Here is an 18,746-nt window from a genome sequence, read left to right on the forward strand (position 1 = left end):
TATTTGTAAGATTTTTATATGTTTTGGTTATTGGTATAAGGGTTCCATTAACAGGGCTTTTTGCCCGGAGGAGGAAGGGTCATGGCAGAGGAAAAAAAGAAAAAGAAAGATAAGCCAAAAGATAAACCAAAGAAGTAGTTAAGTGATATTGATCGGAATGAAGGCAGATAATTATTTATCTGCCTTCTACTTTTTATTAGCGCCCTTTCACCCCGCTCCCCACCCTTCTAATGAAGGGGCCTGCGGCTCCTTAGACCTTGTGGGAGAGGACTTCGTCCTGTACCCCTTTGAAAATCAAAAACTTATTTTTAAAAATTATAAAGTTTCTAAAATAATCATTCTATCTACATTTGCGCCCCTTCGCCCCGCAGCCCACCCTCTAAGGATGAGCAAAAGGCTTTCCCTTTCACCCTGCAGCCCGCCCACTGCAGCTCCCTGTTGACTTCTTAGGTAAAATTGCGTATAATATTATATATACGTATGCCTAAGGAGGAAGTTTTATGTATTTTTTTAATAATCTTTCGGATATTAAAGGGCGGGAAGAGGAGTTTTTTAATAAGGAGATTAGTATAAAAGGCAAAATTTTTTATGTTGATGAGGCAAAGGATTTTTATTATTTGTTTGTTACTGATTATAGCTATTCTTTTTTGTGTAAGTCAGAAAGCGGGAAAACGCCCCGAACGGGGTCAAGGAAAGATGAGTGGTTTAGATTTGAAGGGGTATTAGAGTACGATAGTGAAATGGGGAGTTATTGTTTGAAGGTAGACACAATAAAAGTTGCTGTTCCATTATCTTGGCACGATCTTTCGGTAGAAAAGAGAGTTGAACTTCATGCGCATTCAAAGATGAGCTCAAAGTTGTCCATATTGGATATGGAGGAGTTAGTGGATGCTGTTTCTTCGTTTGGACAAAAGGCGGTTGCCATTACGGATAACGAGAATGTGCAGATGATTCCTTATTTCTATGAGTATGCTAAGAAGAAGGGGGTAAAAGCAATTTTTGGTTGTGAGCTGAATGTGCACGATGAGAGAAGAGGGATCGTAAAACACGTGAATGTGCTGGTTAAGAATAAAGAGGGGTTGAAGAATCTTTATAAAATAGTATCGATTTCACATATGAACGTTGTGAATAAAAGTGCGATAATTTCACTTTCTGATTTGAAGAATTTAAGAAAAGGGCTACTTTTGGGTTCTTCACTTGATGGATTTTTGCTTTACGACTTTCTGAATAAGTATTCTACTGATGATTTAAAGGAATGGGTAACTTTTTTTGATTATATAGAGCTTTTCCCGATGGATTGTTATAACGATTTGTGTTTGGAGAAGGGTAAGATTATCGATTATTCTAAAACAGTGTATGAGATTGCAAAAGCTTTCAAAAAGCTTGTTGTTATGTCGGGAGATGTTCATTATTTGAGAGAAGAAGATCGAGAGTATTTAAACGCTATGATCGTTGGTACCTCTACAAAGAGTAAACCAAGGAAGACTACGCGAAGTGTTAATTATTTTAGAAGCACTTCTCAGATGTACGATGCGGCATTTGAGATCTTTAAAAAGCACGGCATTGCAAAAGAAATCGTTGTGAAAAATCCGAATAAAATCGCTGGTGAGGTAGAGGAGTTTGCCCCTTTTGATTTTAAATTGAAGGCGCCTATTATCCCTTCTGCCGACCAAAATTTGAGAGATATCGTTTATAACAACGCAAAAAAGATGTATGGAGAAAAGTTGCACCGTATAATTATAGATAGGATAGAGAAGGAATTGAAAAGTATAATAGATAACGGGTATGCTGTGATATTTTTGATCTCAGCCGATATGGTCAAGAAGTCTTTAGAGATGGGCTATCCGATCGGTTCGAGGGGGTCAGTTGGTTCTTCGCTCGTCGCTTTTCTTTTGGGGATAACGGAGGTTAATCCTTTGCCTCCACATTATTTTTGTGAGAGTTGTGGGTTTATAGAGTTCAGTGAGGATTTAAACTTGAGTGGTTTTGATTTAAAAGAGAAGTCATGCCCAAATTGTGGTGCGATTTTGAACTCCGATGGGCATAATATAAGGTTTGAGGTTTTTATGGGGTATTCTGGTGAGAAGATCCCAGATATAGACGTGAATTTTTCGGCTGAGATATTCAACGATATACAAAGGTTCTTGGAAGAGAAATTTGGTAGGAACTATTGTTACAAGGCAGGTACGATAAGTACCATCTCGAGGTACAACGCTTTGAAGATGGCGTTCAATTATTTCAAGGATGAAGATATGAATTTTGCACATCTTTTCTGGGTTTCTCAAAAAATAAAAGGGACAAAGTTGAATACAGGTCAACATCCATCGGCTATGATAATAATCCCTCAAGAGTACGATGTTCACGATTTTACTCCTTATCAATATTCTGCAAATTCTCCTGAGATTGGTATTGTTACGACACATTACGATTTTAAGGCTTTAGAAAATGATTTGCTGAAAATAGATGTGTTGTCACATGATGGTCCAACCTTTTTAAAAATGCTTAAGGATTTAACCGGTTACGATTACAACAATATTTCGATGCACGATGAGCGGGTTCTTTCACTTTTCTCTTCTACAAAGGAGTTGGGAGTGGATCTTTCAGAGATAGGTACGGAGATTGGAACGTTGGGTGTACCGGAAGTTTGGACACCTTTTTCCCACAAGATGCTCACCGAGACAAGGCCCAAAACTTTTTACGATCTGTGTAGGACGAATTCACTTGCACACGGAACGGATATTTGGTTCAACAACGCCCGCGAGATAGTTTTGAAGAATGTTGCAGGTATCGATCAGATCGTTAGCTGCAGAGACGATATTTTGACAACGCTTGAGTATTTTGGAGTGGAACCAAAAACGGCCTTTATGATCATGGAAAAAGTGAGAAAGGGGAAAGAGCTTACAGAGAAAGAACTGAAGGCGATAGATGATTCAGAAGCTCCCGAATGGTACCTTGATTCTTTGAAGAAGATTCATTATCTATTCCCAAAGGCCCATGCGGTTGCCTACATGATAATGGCGTGCAAGATAGCGTTTTACAAGCTTTATCATCCTCTTGAGTTTTACAGCGTTTATTTCACTATCAGAACGAGGTTTTTTGATATTGATATTATAATGGATGAAGCATTGACGGTTCAGACGATTACGAAGCTTTCAAAAAAGGAATTCCAACATAATTACGAAGAGTCCAATTTTTATTCCACGCTTAAAACCGCCTACGAGATGAGAAAGAGAGGTTTTGGCTTTTTAAGACCGGATCTTTACAAGAGTGAAGCAAAGGTTTTTAAAATTGAAGGGGAATATTTGAGGATTCCTCTGACCAAAGTGAGAAATATTGGTAGTAAGAATGCCCAGCGGATCTTGAAGGAAAGGGGAGAAGCTATAACCGAGAATATAGAACTTTTTTGAGATATTTCATTTCTCCTCGAATTTTTCTAATACTTCTTTATGGTATAAATCGAGGACATATTTAAAATCCGCAGCACGCCTTAATATCATCATTTCGTATTCATCTTTAAAACTTTCTGATTCACTATATACACATATGCCTTTTAAAGCTTCAGTCTGGAATACAGAATGAGTTTCTTGTAAAAATACCAGATCTAATTTGTAAGGTTTAAATAATTCTTCTAATTCATTGTATATACTTGCATAAAGCTTGTATCTGTGCTTTATACTATCCAAATCAAACAAAAAAACTATTCCCACATCTATGTCTGTGAGAGGATCATCTATTTTTATATTGTAATCATCATTGTTTTTTAGCAACTGATAAGCCTTTTCTTTCTGCGAGCCGAACAAATAAACTAACCCTATTTTATATTTTTTACACAAATCTTTTAGGAATTCTAATTTGTCCTGAACCATGTTGTTCACCTACTTAATTCGACTGTATTTAAATCTTATACTGTCTTGGGAAACTTTAAAACGATAGATGTAGCGCCCTTTCACCCCGCTCCCCACCCATGAGGAAAAGTATCTTTATTAGCGCTTCTTCGCCCCGCTGCTCGCCCATAAGAGGAGTAAATTGTTTTCTTTGCTAATTTAATTATACCATATTTTTTGAAGGTGTGTTATCTTATCATATGACTCTCGTATAATAGCTTTTATAGCGCCCTTCCCCCCCCGCTCCCCCTTTTTTAGGAAGGGACCTCCTTTCCCTAACCGCGAGGATTGGGAGGGCTCCGCCCTGTGACCCTTTTAAAATTAAAATCTTATTTTTGAAAGAGGAACTTTTTTTGTATGCTGTGCTTAGTCTTTATTAGCGCCCTTTCACCCCGCTCCCCACCCGTGAGGAAAAGTATCTTTGTTAGCGCCTCTTCGCTCCGCTCCCCGCCCATCACAATTGGCTCTTTTTTGGCTCAAAAGTTTCTCTTAACTGAATCTACCGTCATCTTTCGATTGTTGCAGTTTGTGAACATTTTTCTCAAGCCATCCAATTTTAACTCCCTCATTAGTGGTGAATTCTGGTAAGTAGGGTTTTATATCCAAAACAGGGGTACCATCAATTATTTCTACATTTTGAATCTCCAGTATATTCTTTTCTACTTTTATTAACTTAACAACTGATAAAACAATGGGAATGAACTATGCCAATGGGATTGTATCTAATTTCAATCATACTTTTAGCTCCTTTCAAACTAATATTATCACATAAAAAGAAATTAATACAAATTTAATAAAGTTATGATATTATATTAATGTTACGTTTTTCATTTTCAAAAAAATCAAACATTAGGAGGGATCGGTATGAAAAAGATAGTGGTTTCTTTATTCGCTTTAATAGTTTTAACTGCGGTTGTTTTTTCGGCTCCTTTAGGGTTAGGTGTAAAAGTTGGTGAACCAACGGGTTTGTATATAAGGAGTTATACTAGTTCAACGAGTTTCGCCGGTATCACGGCTGCCTGGTCTTTTACCCACGACAGTTTCACTATACAGGCAGATTTTAACGGTGTTTCTCCAAATCTTTTTGGTGATATTGATTTTAGCTATGGTGCAGGTATTCATCTTGGTGTAAAAGACGATTTAAATTTAGGAATACGCTTCCCATTGGGTTTGAATTTTGCTATTCCTGAAACTCCATTGATCACATTTTTAGAAATTGCACCAGGTTTTAAAGTTACCCCTGAAACAAACTTTGATTTAAGCGGAGGATTAGGTTTATTTTATACTTTTTAATGTGCATTCTTCTTTTAATTTGACATAATTATCAGTTTATGATATAATAAGTTGACAAGAAATATAGATTAAGGAGTGTTAGACGTGAAACAAGGTATTCATCCAGAAATGAAGCTTATAACCGTAAAATGCGCCTGTGGCGCTGAACATACTATGTATTCAACAGTTGACAATTTCAGATTAGATGTCTGCTCTGAATGTCATCCTTTCTACAAAGGAGAATTAGGTTCACAAATATTGGATACAGAAGGTAGAGTTCAGAAGTTTAAGAACAAATACAAAGATTTTCTTGAAAACTAAAAATCTCTAATTTTCTTGTTGGGGGGGATTTATTAGAGTTAAGGAATAAAAGTATCAAGAGATGAAAAGCGTTATCCAGTTGGTCCTTGCTATTGGTAAATTTTTACTAATATCCAGCTGGAAACATAACAAAAAATCTCGGAGGTGAAAACCAACGCCTGGACCCAGGCCATCCTTTTATGAAGGGTGATATCACGACTTAGCAAGGTTCTCGTGATTAAGAAAAAAGGGCAAGGTAATTATTTTGGTAAATGAAAGTTTAGCAACAGGGGATTCTGTGAAAGGTAAAGTAGTCGATATCAAAAAGTTTGGTGCTTTTTTGGAACTTGAAAATGGTGAAGAAGGATTTGTACACATTTCAAAGATTTCAAAAAAGTATGTAAGAGAGATATCCAATTTTTTAAAAATTGGTGATGAAGTTCAAGGAAAAGTCATAGGAAGAACAAAAGATGGAAAGTATGAGCTGTCTTTAAAGGATTATGACGAGCAAAAAGAGGATACGGGAAAATCACACAATTTTGAAAAAAGATTGAACCAGTATCTAAAAGACAGCGAAAAGAAGATATCCGAGTATAAAAAGCACCTAGATAAGAAAAAGAATACACGAAGAAGATAATTAATTATAGGTTATGTATATATAGGATAACAACCGAGAGGGAGATTTTCTCCCTCTCAATTATTTTTTATGTCTTAAAAAATCTAAACTTAGACCTTTTCTTTTTAAAGTAACAAACTTTGTGGTAAAATAATTGAGAAAGAGGGGAGCGGACTGCGGCAAGTCTCCTTCCTTGGATGTATAGGAAGTGAGAAGAGGTAGTTCTCCTACCTTGGATGTGTGGGAAGCGAGGAGAGGTAGCTCTCCTTCCTTAGAAGGGCGGGGAGCGGGGCGAAGGGGCGCTAAAATAAGTTTTAAAGTGTCTACAAACAAGTACTATAATAAAGATCTAAGGAGGATTAGCATTTGAGTACTTATACAAGAATAAAAGGTACTAAGGACATTTTTGGCGAAGAAGTTAAGTACTGGGAATACATTGAAAATACCGCAAAGAAACTGTTTAAAATATACGGGTACAAAGAGATACGAACCCCATTAATTGAAAAAACCGAACTTTTTAGCAGAGGAATAGGCCAAGAAACAGATATTGTTCAAAAAGAAATGTACACTTTTGATGATAAAAAAGGAAGGTCACTAACTTTAAGACCCGAAGGAACCGCTTCGGTAGCAAGAGCTTATATAGAAAACTCTTTAATAACGTTTGGATCTCCTCAAAAACTATTTTACATAGGTCCTATGTTCAGATATGAAAAACCTCAAGCCGGGCGTTATAGGGAGTTTTATCAAATAGGGGCGGAGATTTTTGGAACAGACCATCCTTTAGCTGATGCAGAATTAATCACATTTGTCTACGATTTCTTCAATAAGCTAAAATTGAGCAATTTTAAAGTGAAAATCAACAACATAGGCACCTTTGAAAGTAGGGAAAAATACAAAGAAGTATTGAAAACGTATTATCAACCATTGTTACCCAACCTATGTGAAGATTGTCAAAGACGGTTCAACACGAATATTATGAGGTTGTTGGACTGTAAAATCGACGTGGAAGCGGCAAAAAACGCTCCTTCCATCTTAGATTATTTAGACGAAGAAAGTCGCGAACATTTCAACAATCTCCAAAAATATTTGAAGGCTTACAATGTACCTTATCAAGTTGATCCAAAGATCGTTAGAGGTTTAGATTATTACACAAAAACGGCCTTTGAGGTAGAACATTCTGATATGGGTGAACAAGCTGTCATAGCAGGTGGTGGTAGATACGACGATCTCGTCGAACAGTTAGGGGGTCCTAAAACTCCTGGGGTCGGTTTCGCTATAGGGATTGAAAGAGTAATAGAAGCATTAAAAAGAGAGAATGTCGAGGTTGAAAGTGAAAGTAAAATAGATGTTTACGTGGCTTTTCAAGGTGAAAAGGGTGAAATGGCAGCTGTTACTTTATCAAAAGAACTAAGAAAGAAAGGCATAAATACTTATCTAAATATATCGAAAAGAAATTTATCAGGGCAATTTAAACATGCCAACCGATTAAACGCTAAATATGTGGTTGTAATAGGAGAGGAAGAAATTTCTAGAGATATTGTCACAATAAAGAATATGAAAAGCGGAGAACAGACCCAGATTGAAAGAAATTGGGTGTCTGAAATCATTGTGGAAAAGCTTAGAGAAGAATAAAGACTTTTTTAACTGGAGGAAATAGAATGATTTTGCTGAGACCTTTTATTATTTTTATAACCTTTGTATTGTCATACATACCCGTCCTGCAATTCGTTGGATTGGCGTTATTATTTTTTATTTATCACGTTTTGATTAGAAATAGAAATCTTCATATTGAACGAATGAAGAAGGTCTATGAAACAAATAATTTAACCTTTCCAGATATAAAAGAGAAGAGCCCCATAATTTGGTTTATTTTGTACATGGTTTCTTTTTTGGTACTGAATGTTTTCTATCTATACTTGATACAACAAGTAGCAACTTTAACATTGGAAGAAATACAAACGTTCACCCTACCTAGTTGGCAAATTTATTTGCTTTTAGGAAGTTTTATATTAAGCTGGATCTCTTATGCCAGTATGATAAATAGGATTGACAAAGACCAATGGCAACTTCAAGAATCTGAAATTAGCAACAAAATAGTTAAAAATCGTTTCATCAAATTGAGAGACGGAAACGTCGTCATGTTATTGAGAATTATTACCCTTGATGTATACCAGTGGTTTCTTTTGTTTTTCTTAATAAGAGAAACAACGATACATTATTTTGAGGATGGAACCGCTACGGGAAGGTATCTTGAACTGATCAAAAAAGATGAGAAAGAAACACAAAACGAAACTTCAACAAATGGCGCAGCCGAGAAACCCGCACAAGAGGACCCTTATGAAAAAATAATCAATCAAATTAAAAATGTAGGGGAAGACGAAAGATATAGTACTATTTTTTCTCATGTTACGTCTATACCAGACAAAAAGAAAGCCGAAGAGATATTAGAAAAGTTACTAGAAGATGGTTATATAAAAGAAGAAGAATACAAAAAGCTCCAACAATTTTTATAATCTTTGTGGGGTGGGCAGCGGGGCGAAGGAACGCTATATAAAGAATTATAGAATATTTTTATAGGATCTTAATGGGGAACCCCCTTAACGTTTGGAGGCGATATCAACTATGTTTGTCCCACTATCCGGTGCAGATATTACTGACTTAGAAAAACGAACCATTATGGATGTTTTGAATTCTGAAAGACTTGCTTTGGGCCCTTATTTAGAAAAGTTTCAAGAAATAATAAAAGAATACACTGGTACGAAATATGCTCTAGCTGTAAACAGCGGGACATCAGCCTTACATTTGATTTTAAGGGCCTTAGATTTTCAACAAAATCAAAAAATGATCGTAACACCTTTCACTTTTATTTCTTCAGCTAACGTGGCTTTGTTTGAGAAAGGAGTACCGGTCTTCGTTGATATAGATCCTCATACTTACAACTTATCCGTTAAAAATTTAAAGGAGTTCATAGACAAAGATTACAAAGACGACGTTACGACCTTTATGGGTGTGGATATTTTTGGAGTTCCCTTGAAATGGGATGAGATACTTGAGATTCTTCCAGATGAAATTAAAATAATTGAAGATTCTTGCGAAGCCCTAGGTGGAGAATATAAAGGGCGTAAATTAGGAACTTTTGGAAAGGCTGGTACATACGCCTTTTACCCAAATAAGCAGATAACCACCGGTGAAGGCGGGGTTATCGTTACTGATGATGAAGAAATATTTGAGTTATGTAAGTCCATGTGTAACCAAGGTAGAGGTAAAAGTGGTGAATGGCTGATAAGTGAAAGGCTCGGATACAATTATCGCATGGATGAATTGTCTGCGGCACTTGGTTTTGCTCAAATGAAACGGATAGAAGAAATAAGTTCAAAAAGAAAAGAGAAGGCTATGAATTATTTTGGTTTGTTCAAAAATGAAGAAAGAGTAGTTCTACCTTTCATTCCTCAAGAAGTTACTTCTCAAAGTTGGTTTGTCTTCGTTTTGAGATTGAACTTAGATTGGGTATCAGAGTTAATTAATATACCTACATGGGTTAGAAATTTTGATCTACCAATAAAAATTGAAGGACAACAAAATCGAAAAGAATGGAAAGAATTAATAAATAAGATTAGAAATATCTTACAAACCTTCTTAAAAAAATTGAGTGAAAAGGGCGTTGAATCCAAAAATTACTTTTACCCTGTTCACCTACAACCTTTTTATAGAAAAATGTTCGGTTATGAAGAAGGAGATTACCCTGTTACAGAGCTAATCTCATCTTTAACTTTTGCGATCCCATTTTTCTCCAATATCAGTCTTGAACAACAGAATTACGTATATCAAATAATAACAAAAAGCTTAACGGAGATGAAAGATGAAACATTTGTCTAAAAGATCTTTTAGATTGATGATAATAGACTATATTTTGTTTTTCCTCGCTTACATTGTAGCAATGTTCATAAGGTTTCAGTTTGACTTTGCAGAGATGAGAGAGTATATCTCCCCCATCTTTTTCTTTCCTTTGATTATGGTAATTGTTTTTTATTACTCTGGAATATATAGATACATTTGGAGATTTGCCACTCTTAACGAATTAAGACCTGTATTTAACAGTGGTTTCATAGGTTTCCTTATCAACTTTTTTGTTTTTGAGTTTGTAAGAAGATATATAAGCGACATTTTCACTCTTCCTTTCAGTGTGGCAGCAACCGCATCGGTGGTTGGAGTGGTCTTTGTTTCAGCTAGTAGGATATATTGGTTTTCAAGGTATTCTCGAAATTATAAAAAACAAGTAGACGGAATTAAAAATGTTCTTATAATAGGAGCAGGCGATGCAGGAACTGAATTGTTGGGAGAGTACGAGAGGCATCCAGAAGAGGGATCAGTTGTAGGATTTTTGGACGATGACCCAGAAAAGATAGGAAGAAATATTCGAGGCTATCCCGTACTGGGGAAGATAAATCAAGTTATGGATTTTGTTGAAAAATACAACGTTGAAGAGGTTTTAATAGCTATTCCCAGTGCTTCATCTGATCAGATAAAAAAAATCATAGATTATGTTGATACAACAAAGGTTAGGTTAAAAACTTTACCGGGAATCTTGGAAATTTTAGATAACAAGTTATCACTTGGCTTTCTACGAGAGGTTGATATTTCTGATTTGTTAGGTAGAAAGGAAGTTAGTGTCGATTTAAAAGAGATCAAAGATTACATAAAAGGCAAAAAAATACTGGTTACAGGTGCAGGAGGAAGTATAGGCTCTGAAATATGTAGACAGGTTTTACCAATGGGGCCTAAAGCTCTTTTCTTACTTGGAAAAGGGGAAAACAGTATTTTTGAAATATCAAATGAATTGAGAGACAAGTTCTCAGATGCGTTTATAGAAGAAATTATCGCGGATGTGTCCGATGAAAATAGAATGAGGTATTTATTTTCAAAATATAAATTTGATGTTGTTTTTCATGCCGCTGCCCATAAACATGTTCCCCTCATGCAAAAAAACCCAACTGAGGCCTTCAGAGTCAACACAATTGGGACTTACACTGTTGCAAAACTTTCAGGAGAATATAATGTAGAAAGATTTGTATTTATCTCCACCGACAAAGCCATCAAACCAACATCCATAATGGGTGCTTCAAAGAGACTGGGGGAAATTATAGTAAAGACATTGTCCAACTTTTATCAAACAAAGTATGGAATAGTAAGGTTCGGGAACGTTTTAGGAAGTAGAGGGAGTGTAATTCCAATTTTCAAAGAACAGATACAAAAGGGTGGTCCTGTTACCGTCACACACCCAAATATGAAAAGGTATTTCATGACCATTCCGGAGGCTGTCTCTTTAGTATTACAATGTGGACAGTTTGCTCAAAAGGCTGAAATATTTGTTTTAGAAATGGGGGAGCCTGTCAATATTGACCGATTAGCCAGGGATTTGATCAGACTTTCCGGGTATATCCCTGACCAAGACATAAAAATAGTTTACACAGGAATCAGACCTGGTGAGAAATTATACGAAGAAATATTTTTAGAAGATGAAGATTACAAAAAAACTAAAAACAGACGAATCTTTATTTCAAAATCTAATAATCATGAAATAAATAAAGAGAAACTAAATGAATTGATAGAGCGAATAAATATTATGATAAAAAATAACGATTACAATAGTGCTATTGATATAATAAAAGATCACATACCTGATTCAAATATATCAAAGATCAGCGAAGAGTCGCTAACAACTACAACAATCAAACAAGGAGGCAAAAAGTTATGAAAGCATTAATACTCTGTGCAGGAAAAGGAACAAGACTACGACCACTAACCTTCACAAACGCTAAACCATTGATACCAATAGCTAACAAACCAACCATCATGTACAGCTTAGAAAAAATAAGAGATGCAGGGGTTACAGAGATCGGTTTGGTAGTAAATTCAGAAAATATAGAGGATTTTAAAAACGTCTTGGGAGACGGTAGTCAATTGGGTATAAAATTATCTTATATTATACAAGAACACCCCAAGGGCTTGGCTCATGCGGTGAAGGTTTCAAAAGAATTCCTTGATAACGACGACTTTATAATGTATTTAGGGGATAATCTTGTAAATTTTGACCTTAAAAATTTTATAGACCAGTTTAATCAAGGAAATTATGAATCTTTTATTCTCTTGACTTCCGTCGATAATCCTTCACAATTTGGAATAGCGGTGATGGAAGACTCGAAAGTGACAAAAGTTGTCGAAAAACCAAAAGATGCTCCATCGAATCTTGCAATAATTGGGGTTTACATATTTACCCCAAAGGTTTTTGAGGCAATTGAACATATTCAACCTTCCTGGAGAGGAGAACTTGAAATAACTGATGCCATTCAATGGTTAATAGATAATTCAAACAACGTCGGAGCTCACATTGTAGAAGGATGGTGGAAAGATACAGGGAAACCTGAAGACTTAATTGAAGCAAATAGAACTATTCTTAGCACCTTAAAAGAGCAAAAAATAGAAGGAGAAATAAGGTCTGATTCTTCAGTCCAAGGAATGGTACACATAGGGAAAAATACAAAGATAATGAACTCTATCGTCAGAGGACCAGTAATAATTGGAGAAGACGTTACAATAAGTAATGCGTACATAGGGCCATATACAAGCATCGGTGACAGCGCCTATATAAATTCTTCAGAGATTGAGAACAGTATAATCTTAAGTTATGCAAATATTTCAAATGTGTATATAAGGATAGAATCATCTATTATAGGGGAAAATTCAAAGATTTATTCAGCAGAAAGGAAACCATATTCACTAAAATTGGTGATAGGTGATTACAGCAACATACAAATACCAAAATAATAGATAATATCTTGGGGGTGTAAATAATAGACGACAAAATAGAAATAATAACTGAACTTTGGAATAAACTGTATTCTGATAACCATAAATTGGAAATTCTCTTAGACTTTTTAAAATCAAAAAAAGATTCTTTCACCTATACACCAAACGATAAATTTTGGTATAAGAAAGGTTTGGTCTATTCAACTTACGTTGATCTTTTCGCTGGTGATTTTGACAAAATGAAAGATAAATTAGATTATTTGAGTAATTTAGGTGTAACTATATTATGGCTTCTTCCCATTTTACAGTCTCCAATGAAAGACCAAGGGTTCGATATTTCTGATTTTTACAAAGTTCGAGATGAATTAGGCGGCAATGAAAGTTTTTTTGAATTCATCAAACTTGCCCACGAAAAAGGTATAAAGATCATTTTTGATGTCGCAATAAACCATACTTCTGACGAGCATCCATGGTTTCAGGAGGCAAAAAGATCAAAAGATTCTAAGTATAGGGATTATTACATATGGAGTGACACCAATAAAAAATACTCCCAAGCCCGTCTGCTTTTTAAAGGAATGGTAAACAGTAATTGGACTTATAACCCTGAAACGAATGACTATTACTTTCATAGATTTTACGAAATACAACCGGACTTAAATTACAAAAATCCTGATGTGTTGATAGAGATGATAAAAGTTTTTACCTTCTGGAAAGAACACGGTGTCGATGGTTTCAGAATGGATGCAGCACCGTTTTTATGGAAAGAAGAAGGTACTAACTGTGAAAACTTAATTCAAACCCACTGGATTTTAAAAATATTCAGGGCAGCTTTAGATTATCTAAAAGAAGGAACGGCATTGATCGCAGAAGCTAATCAACCTCCTAAAGACGTCGTTGCTTATTTTGGTAATTCTGATGAATGCCAGGTTGCGTACCATTTCCCTGTTATGCCAAAAATTTTTTTGTCTATTGCTGAAGGAAAACCAAATTATATAATAGATACTCTTTCTGAAAGAATCACCCCGCCTATTCCAGAAGATTGCCAATGGTTTGTTTTCCTAAGATGTCACGACGAATTAACCTTAGAATTCGTTGACCCAAAAGAAAGAGCAAAGATGTTGAAATACTACTTGCTCGATGAAAGATGGAACTTTAGAGAAGGAGAAGGGATCGCGGGAAGGTTGTACAACCAAATGGGTAAGGATTATAAAAAAGTACTTTTAGCTTATTCAATTTTGTTTTCTTTGGATGGAACACCAATAAATTATTATGGTGATGAAATAGGGATGGAGAACGACGAGGAATTCTATAAAAAAATGACCAAAAAAATAGGCTACAAAGATTCAAGATTTTTCAACAGGGGACCTTTTGATGAAGAGAAAAGAAAAGAAGCTCTTAACAACATTGACAGCGATAGTTATAAGATTTTTCATGGAATTAAAAAGATGCTTGATTTAAAAAAGGAAAACGAAGATTTGTTTTCAGAAAAGCCAATCTATGAAAATATCGATGGAGTATTTAAAATTACTCGAAAAAAAGGAAATAAAAGTATTGTTATCTATAACAACTTGACTGAGGAAAGCAGATCATTAGATAGTATCACTTTGCAACCTCATGAATATGTTTGGAAGATAAGTTAAAAGCGCCCCGAAGGGGCGCTATATAAAGTTTCTAAAGATAATCAAAACGCTTTTAGGAGGCAAATTAATTGACAAAAAATGATTTCATTGAAATAAAAAGAATAGTCCACGATGCAGGAGAAAAATTAAAAATGTGGAGCACCGAGAGTTTCCATGTTAATTCAAAAAAATCTCGAACCGATCTTGTAACCGATGTAGATTATCAAATACAGGAATATCTAATAGAAGAGATAAATAAAAGTTTCCCAAATTCATTATTTTTAGCAGAAGAATCAGGCCTAACCGAAACCCCTGAGAAAAATGAATATTGGGTTATAGACCCTATAGACGGTACGGTTAATTTTTCAAGGGGTTTGCCAGAACATTGTATCTCGGTAGCCTATGTTGAAAACAAAGAGCCAACGATAGGTATTGTTTATTCACCTTTTATGAACCTTTTTTACTCAGCCACAAAAAACAATGGCGCTTACTTAAATAACAAAAAATTGAATCCAAACTGGGCTAAAAACTTTGAAGATGCCATGATTTCCCTTGGAAATGAGAGAGGGAATACATACAAATATTTCAAAGCGTTGGAAGAAAAAGTTATGAGGATTAGATTGTTTGGTACCGCCGCCTTACAGATCGCTTATGTGGCGTCTGGTTTTTTGGATGCCTTTATATCTATAAGATCTCATCCATGGGATGTAGCAGCAGGACATCTAATATTAGAAGAAGCGGGCGGGGAAATTGTAGATCTCGACGGGAAAAGTGTAAATATTTTTCAATCTGACGCTCTCTACTGCAATCCTCACATTATTCAAGATCTGATAAATAATGTGAAAAATATTCAAAAATTTCAATGAAGGGTAATAATTCGCATTGATTCTCAAAACGAAACAAATGCGCCCACAGGGCGCATTTTTATTTAAGTAGTTCGTATTTTTATACTTTCTTCTACCGGTGTAATATAAATCTTCCCATCACCTATTTTACCTGTTTGCGCGTGTGTTTTGATAGTTTCTATGATTTTTTCAACTCTACTTTCTTCGGTAACTATTTCTAACTTGATTTTTTCTTTGAATTTTACTTCATATTCTTTTTTCTGTTTGTAATCTTCCATTTCTTTTTCTTCCCCTTTTTGACTACCATAACCATAGATCTTGTCAACGTTAATGCCCTCAATACCAACTTTTTCTAATCCTACGATGACTTCCTCAAATTTTTCTGGCCTGATAAAACATTCAATTTTCTTGTATCCCATATTATTCATCCTCCTCATCAATTTTAACTTTCACACTTCGACCTTTCAGCGGAGTTAAATCCGGATAACTGACAGATCCATGTTCTACAAAATCTAAACCTTCTATTTCACTAGCAGAATCAATCCTCAAACCTATTGTTAAATCGATACTTTTAAAAAGGATGTAGGTAGTTGCAAGGGTCCAACCTGCAACAGCCAGCACCCCTTTAAGCTGGGTTAAAAACAGGTTTACTCCTCCACCATAGAGTAATCCACCGTCCACAGCAAATACCCCAACCATTAATGTACCGAATGCTCCGCCAACTCCATGCACAGAGATTGCCCCAACGGGATCATCGATATGTATTTTGTCAAAAAATTCTATAGCTAGAACAACTAAACTACCAGATAAAGCACCTATTATAGCAGCTCCAACGTTAGTCACACTGGCGGTGCCGGCGGTGATCCCAACCAATCCAGCTAAAACACCATTTAGGGTAGAGTTGACGTCCGGTTTCTTGTAAATAAACCAGCCTATCGTCAATGCCCCCAACCCTCCTGATGCGGCAGCTAGATTCGTAGTCATCGCTATATCAGCGATTTTGAGATTTAAACCTGAAATGGTACTTCCCGGGTTAAAACCAAACCATCCAAACCATAGGATGAAAACACCTAATGCAGCTAAAACTAAGCTATGTCCTGGTATCTTATTTGGCGTTCCGTCTGATCTGTATTTACCGGTTCTTGGCCCTAAAACCATTGTTCCCATCAGTGCAGCCCAGCCGCCTACGGAATGGACAACTGTGGAACCTGCAAAATCTACCATATCTGATAACCAACCTCCACCCCATATCCAATGGCCAACTATGGGATATATAAACGCACTGATGAAAACACTGTAGATCAGATAACCAGTGAATTTAGTTCTCTCCGCCATTGCTCCAGATACTATAGTTGCAGCGGTTGCAGCAAATACCGTCTGGAATATTAAAAAAGCATTAAGCGGAATGTTTAACCCCAGATATTCAAAACTTCCTTGCCAACCTATGAAACCATTTCCAACTCCGAACATAATTGTAAATCCTACTATCCAGTAAAGTATTGAGCCCACTAAAAAATCTGTAAAATTTTTCATGATGATGTTTACCGTGTTCTTTGATCTTGTAAACCCTGCTTCCACTAGTGCAAATCCAGCTTGCATAAAAAACACTAAAAACGCTGCAAGTAAAGTCCACATAGTATCGATGGAACGTACCACGTCCTCCATAGTAATACTATCTGCGAGTAAGACGGTTGGAACAATAAAGGCAACCGACAACATAAACAAACTCTTCCAAACTCTCTTCATAATACCCTCACACTCCTTTTTTTATTTTTTACAAACCCCAGAATATGGTACTTAACGTAGACTTTTTTCACCTCCCGATGCAAAATAAAAAAACCGACGCATTAATTTTTCTGCGTCGGCTTTATAACAACAATACTACAGCGTTTTGAGCCGACGCTGTTTATTATTGTTATTATTGGAAGAAATTAAGTATTCATTACACTCTTTTGCCGCTTGTTTCCCTTCATTTATTGCCCATACTACCAAACTTTGTCCCCTCCTCATATCTCCAGCTGAAAAAATCCCTTCCACATTTGTCGAATATTTTCCTTCTTCTGTTTTAACGTTTGATCTTTTATCTGTTTCTACATTTAACTGCTCAATTAAATACTTTTCGGGGCCCGAGAACCCCAAAGCTAAAAGAACTAAATCTGCTTTCCATACTTTTTCTGATCCACCTATTTCTTTTGGAAACAATTTTCCTGTTTTATCCTGTTTCCATTCTACTTCAACCGTATGGACCTCTTTAACGTTGCCTTTTGTATCTCCAACAAATCTTTTAGTTGAAATGTTGTACAATCTCGGATCTTTACCGAATAGTTCTGCATATTCTTCCTGAGCATAATCAACAGATAAAACTTTGGGCCATTCTGGCCAAGGATTGTTTTGTCTCCTTAAAAGTGGAGGTTTGCCCATAATTTCAAACTGTATGACACTTTTACAACCCTGTCTTAAACTAACTCCCACACAATCCGTTCCTGTATCTCCTCCCCCGATTACGATAACGTTCTTACCCTTGGCAGAGATCTCCTCAATATCTTTTTCACTATTTAAAAGTTGAGACAGTATTCTCTCGTTCGCACTCTTCAAAAATTCTGTGGCAAAGTATATCCCGTTTAGGTTTCTTCCTTCTACATTTAGATCCCTCGCTTTAGCGGTACCCCCACATAATACAACACCATCAAACTCTTCTTTCAGCTTTTGAGCTGGGTAATCTTTACCAACGTTTATATTAGTTTTGAATTGTATGCCAGATTTTTCCATCAATTCTATACGCCTTTTTACAATCTTTTTGTCCAATTTCATATTTGGTATGCCGTAAGTCAATAAACCCCCAGGGTAATCATTCTTTTCAAAAACGGTAACTTCATGACCATATCTGTTTAACTCTGAAGCACATGATAACCCTGACGGGCCAGAACCTACAACTGCCACCTTTTTACCAGTAGAGTAAGATGGTTTATCCTTTTCTACCCAACCATTTTTGAATGCCTCTTCTATGATGTAATATTCAATACTTTTAATGGAAACCGGATCCTTTACCAAATTATTTACGCAAGCTTTTTCGCATGGAGCTGGACAGACCCTCCCTGTGAATTCTGGGAAACTGTTTGTTTCGATCAACCTTTCGTAAGCTTCTCTCCAAAGGTTTCTGTATACTAAATCATTCCATTCTGGAATCAAATTATTCAAAGGGCACCCCGAGACCATATTATTTATCAATATGCCAGAGTGACAAAACGGCGTGCCACAGTTCATACATCTTGCTGCTTGCATTCGGAGTTCATCTTTTTCCATTTCTATATACAATTCTTCCCAATCATTTATTCTTATTTTTGAGGGTCTTTCTTCAGAGGTTTTTCTTTCATACTTTAGAAATCCTTGAGGATCGCCCATA

General features: G+C 36.0%; 16 protein-coding genes. 11 read left to right on the forward strand and 5 right to left on the reverse strand.

Features of this window, described 5'->3' with window-relative positions:
* Nucleotides 1-500 precede the first annotated feature (500 nt).
* The gene (locus ACW9JY_RS00205; RefSeq protein ID WP_457282937.1) at nt 501-3,407 is read left to right on the forward strand and encodes a PolC-type DNA polymerase III; all 2,907 of its coding nucleotides are present in this window, start codon (nt 501-503) and stop codon (nt 3,405-3,407) included.
* 6 nt (nt 3,408-3,413) lie between these two features.
* On the opposite strand, the gene ACW9JY_RS00210 is transcribed toward ACW9JY_RS00205, so the two are convergent.
* Together ACW9JY_RS00210 and ACW9JY_RS00215 are read right to left on the reverse strand one after the other, a co-directional pair.
* On the reverse strand, nt 3,414-3,866 hold the full coding sequence (locus ACW9JY_RS00210) for a nucleotidyltransferase domain-containing protein (protein WP_103899094.1): 453 nt from the start codon (nt 3,864-3,866) through the stop codon (nt 3,414-3,416).
* 507 nt (nt 3,867-4,373) lie between these two features.
* Nucleotides 4,374-4,583, reverse strand: coding sequence for a TrmO family methyltransferase domain-containing protein (locus tag ACW9JY_RS00215; RefSeq protein ID WP_457283040.1), 210 nt, complete (start codon nt 4,581-4,583; stop codon nt 4,374-4,376).
* Nucleotides 4,584-4,748: 165 nt separating this feature from the next.
* On the opposite strand from ACW9JY_RS00215, the gene ACW9JY_RS00220 reads away from it, so the two are divergent.
* The 10 genes from ACW9JY_RS00220 (at nt 4,749) to ACW9JY_RS00265 (ending at nt 15,364) form a co-directional block, all read left to right on the forward strand.
* Complete coding sequence (locus ACW9JY_RS00220) at nt 4,749-5,177, forward strand: hypothetical protein (RefSeq protein WP_103078790.1); 429 nt, start codon at nt 4,749-4,751, stop codon at nt 5,175-5,177.
* Nucleotides 5,178-5,261: 84 nt separating this feature from the next.
* Nucleotides 5,262-5,477: a 50S ribosomal protein L31 gene (gene rpmE / locus ACW9JY_RS00225; protein WP_103076638.1), complete on the forward strand. Its 216-nt coding sequence runs from the start codon at nt 5,262-5,264 to the stop codon at nt 5,475-5,477.
* A 244-nt stretch (nt 5,478-5,721) separates the two neighbouring features.
* Entirely contained in the window at nt 5,722-6,093 is a 372-nt protein-coding gene (locus ACW9JY_RS00230; protein WP_103078789.1) for a S1 RNA-binding domain-containing protein, read from the forward strand.
* A gap of 345 nt (nt 6,094-6,438) precedes the next feature.
* On the forward strand, nt 6,439-7,704 hold the full coding sequence (gene hisS, locus ACW9JY_RS00235) for a histidine--tRNA ligase (RefSeq protein ID WP_103899092.1): 1,266 nt from the start codon (nt 6,439-6,441) through the stop codon (nt 7,702-7,704).
* A gap of 26 nt (nt 7,705-7,730) precedes the next feature.
* Nucleotides 7,731-8,585, forward strand: coding sequence for a hypothetical protein (locus ACW9JY_RS00240; RefSeq protein ID WP_103899091.1), 855 nt, complete (start codon nt 7,731-7,733; stop codon nt 8,583-8,585).
* 109 nt (nt 8,586-8,694) lie between these two features.
* Nucleotides 8,695-9,948: a DegT/DnrJ/EryC1/StrS family aminotransferase gene (locus ACW9JY_RS00245; protein ID WP_103899090.1), complete on the forward strand. Its 1,254-nt coding sequence runs from the start codon at nt 8,695-8,697 to the stop codon at nt 9,946-9,948.
* Entirely contained in the window at nt 9,932-11,827 is a 1,896-nt protein-coding gene (locus ACW9JY_RS00250) for a polysaccharide biosynthesis protein (RefSeq protein WP_457282938.1), read from the forward strand. Before ACW9JY_RS00245 ends, ACW9JY_RS00250 begins: the two co-directional genes overlap by 17 nt.
* Complete coding sequence (locus ACW9JY_RS00255) at nt 11,824-12,897, forward strand: glucose-1-phosphate thymidylyltransferase (protein ID WP_457282939.1); 1,074 nt, start codon at nt 11,824-11,826, stop codon at nt 12,895-12,897. Before ACW9JY_RS00250 ends, ACW9JY_RS00255 begins: the two co-directional genes overlap by 4 nt.
* A gap of 89 nt (nt 12,898-12,986) precedes the next feature.
* Nucleotides 12,987-14,519 carry an alpha-amylase family glycosyl hydrolase gene (locus ACW9JY_RS00260; protein ID WP_457282940.1) on the forward strand — a complete coding sequence of 511 codons (1,533 nt, stop codon included), beginning with the start codon at nt 12,987-12,989 and terminating at the stop codon, nt 14,517-14,519.
* Between the two features lie 68 nt (nt 14,520-14,587).
* The gene (locus ACW9JY_RS00265) at nt 14,588-15,364 is read left to right on the forward strand and encodes an inositol monophosphatase family protein (RefSeq protein WP_457282941.1); all 777 of its coding nucleotides are present in this window, start codon (nt 14,588-14,590) and stop codon (nt 15,362-15,364) included.
* Between the two features lie 62 nt (nt 15,365-15,426).
* Here the strand turns inward: ACW9JY_RS00265 and ACW9JY_RS00270 are convergent, their stop codons facing one another.
* From ACW9JY_RS00270 to ACW9JY_RS00280, 3 genes are all read right to left on the reverse strand, one after another.
* Nucleotides 15,427-15,762, reverse strand: coding sequence for a P-II family nitrogen regulator (locus ACW9JY_RS00270; protein WP_457282942.1), 336 nt, complete (start codon nt 15,760-15,762; stop codon nt 15,427-15,429).
* Between the two features lies 1 nt (nt 15,763).
* Nucleotides 15,764-17,089: an ammonium transporter gene (locus ACW9JY_RS00275; protein WP_457282943.1), complete on the reverse strand. Its 1,326-nt coding sequence runs from the start codon at nt 17,087-17,089 to the stop codon at nt 15,764-15,766.
* A gap of 135 nt (nt 17,090-17,224) precedes the next feature.
* Nucleotides 17,225-18,745, reverse strand: coding sequence for a glutamate synthase subunit beta (locus ACW9JY_RS00280; RefSeq protein WP_457282944.1), 1,521 nt, complete (start codon nt 18,743-18,745; stop codon nt 17,225-17,227).
* Nucleotide 18,746 lies beyond the last annotated feature (1 nt).

This window comes from Petrotoga sp. DB-2 (assembly GCF_054051725.1).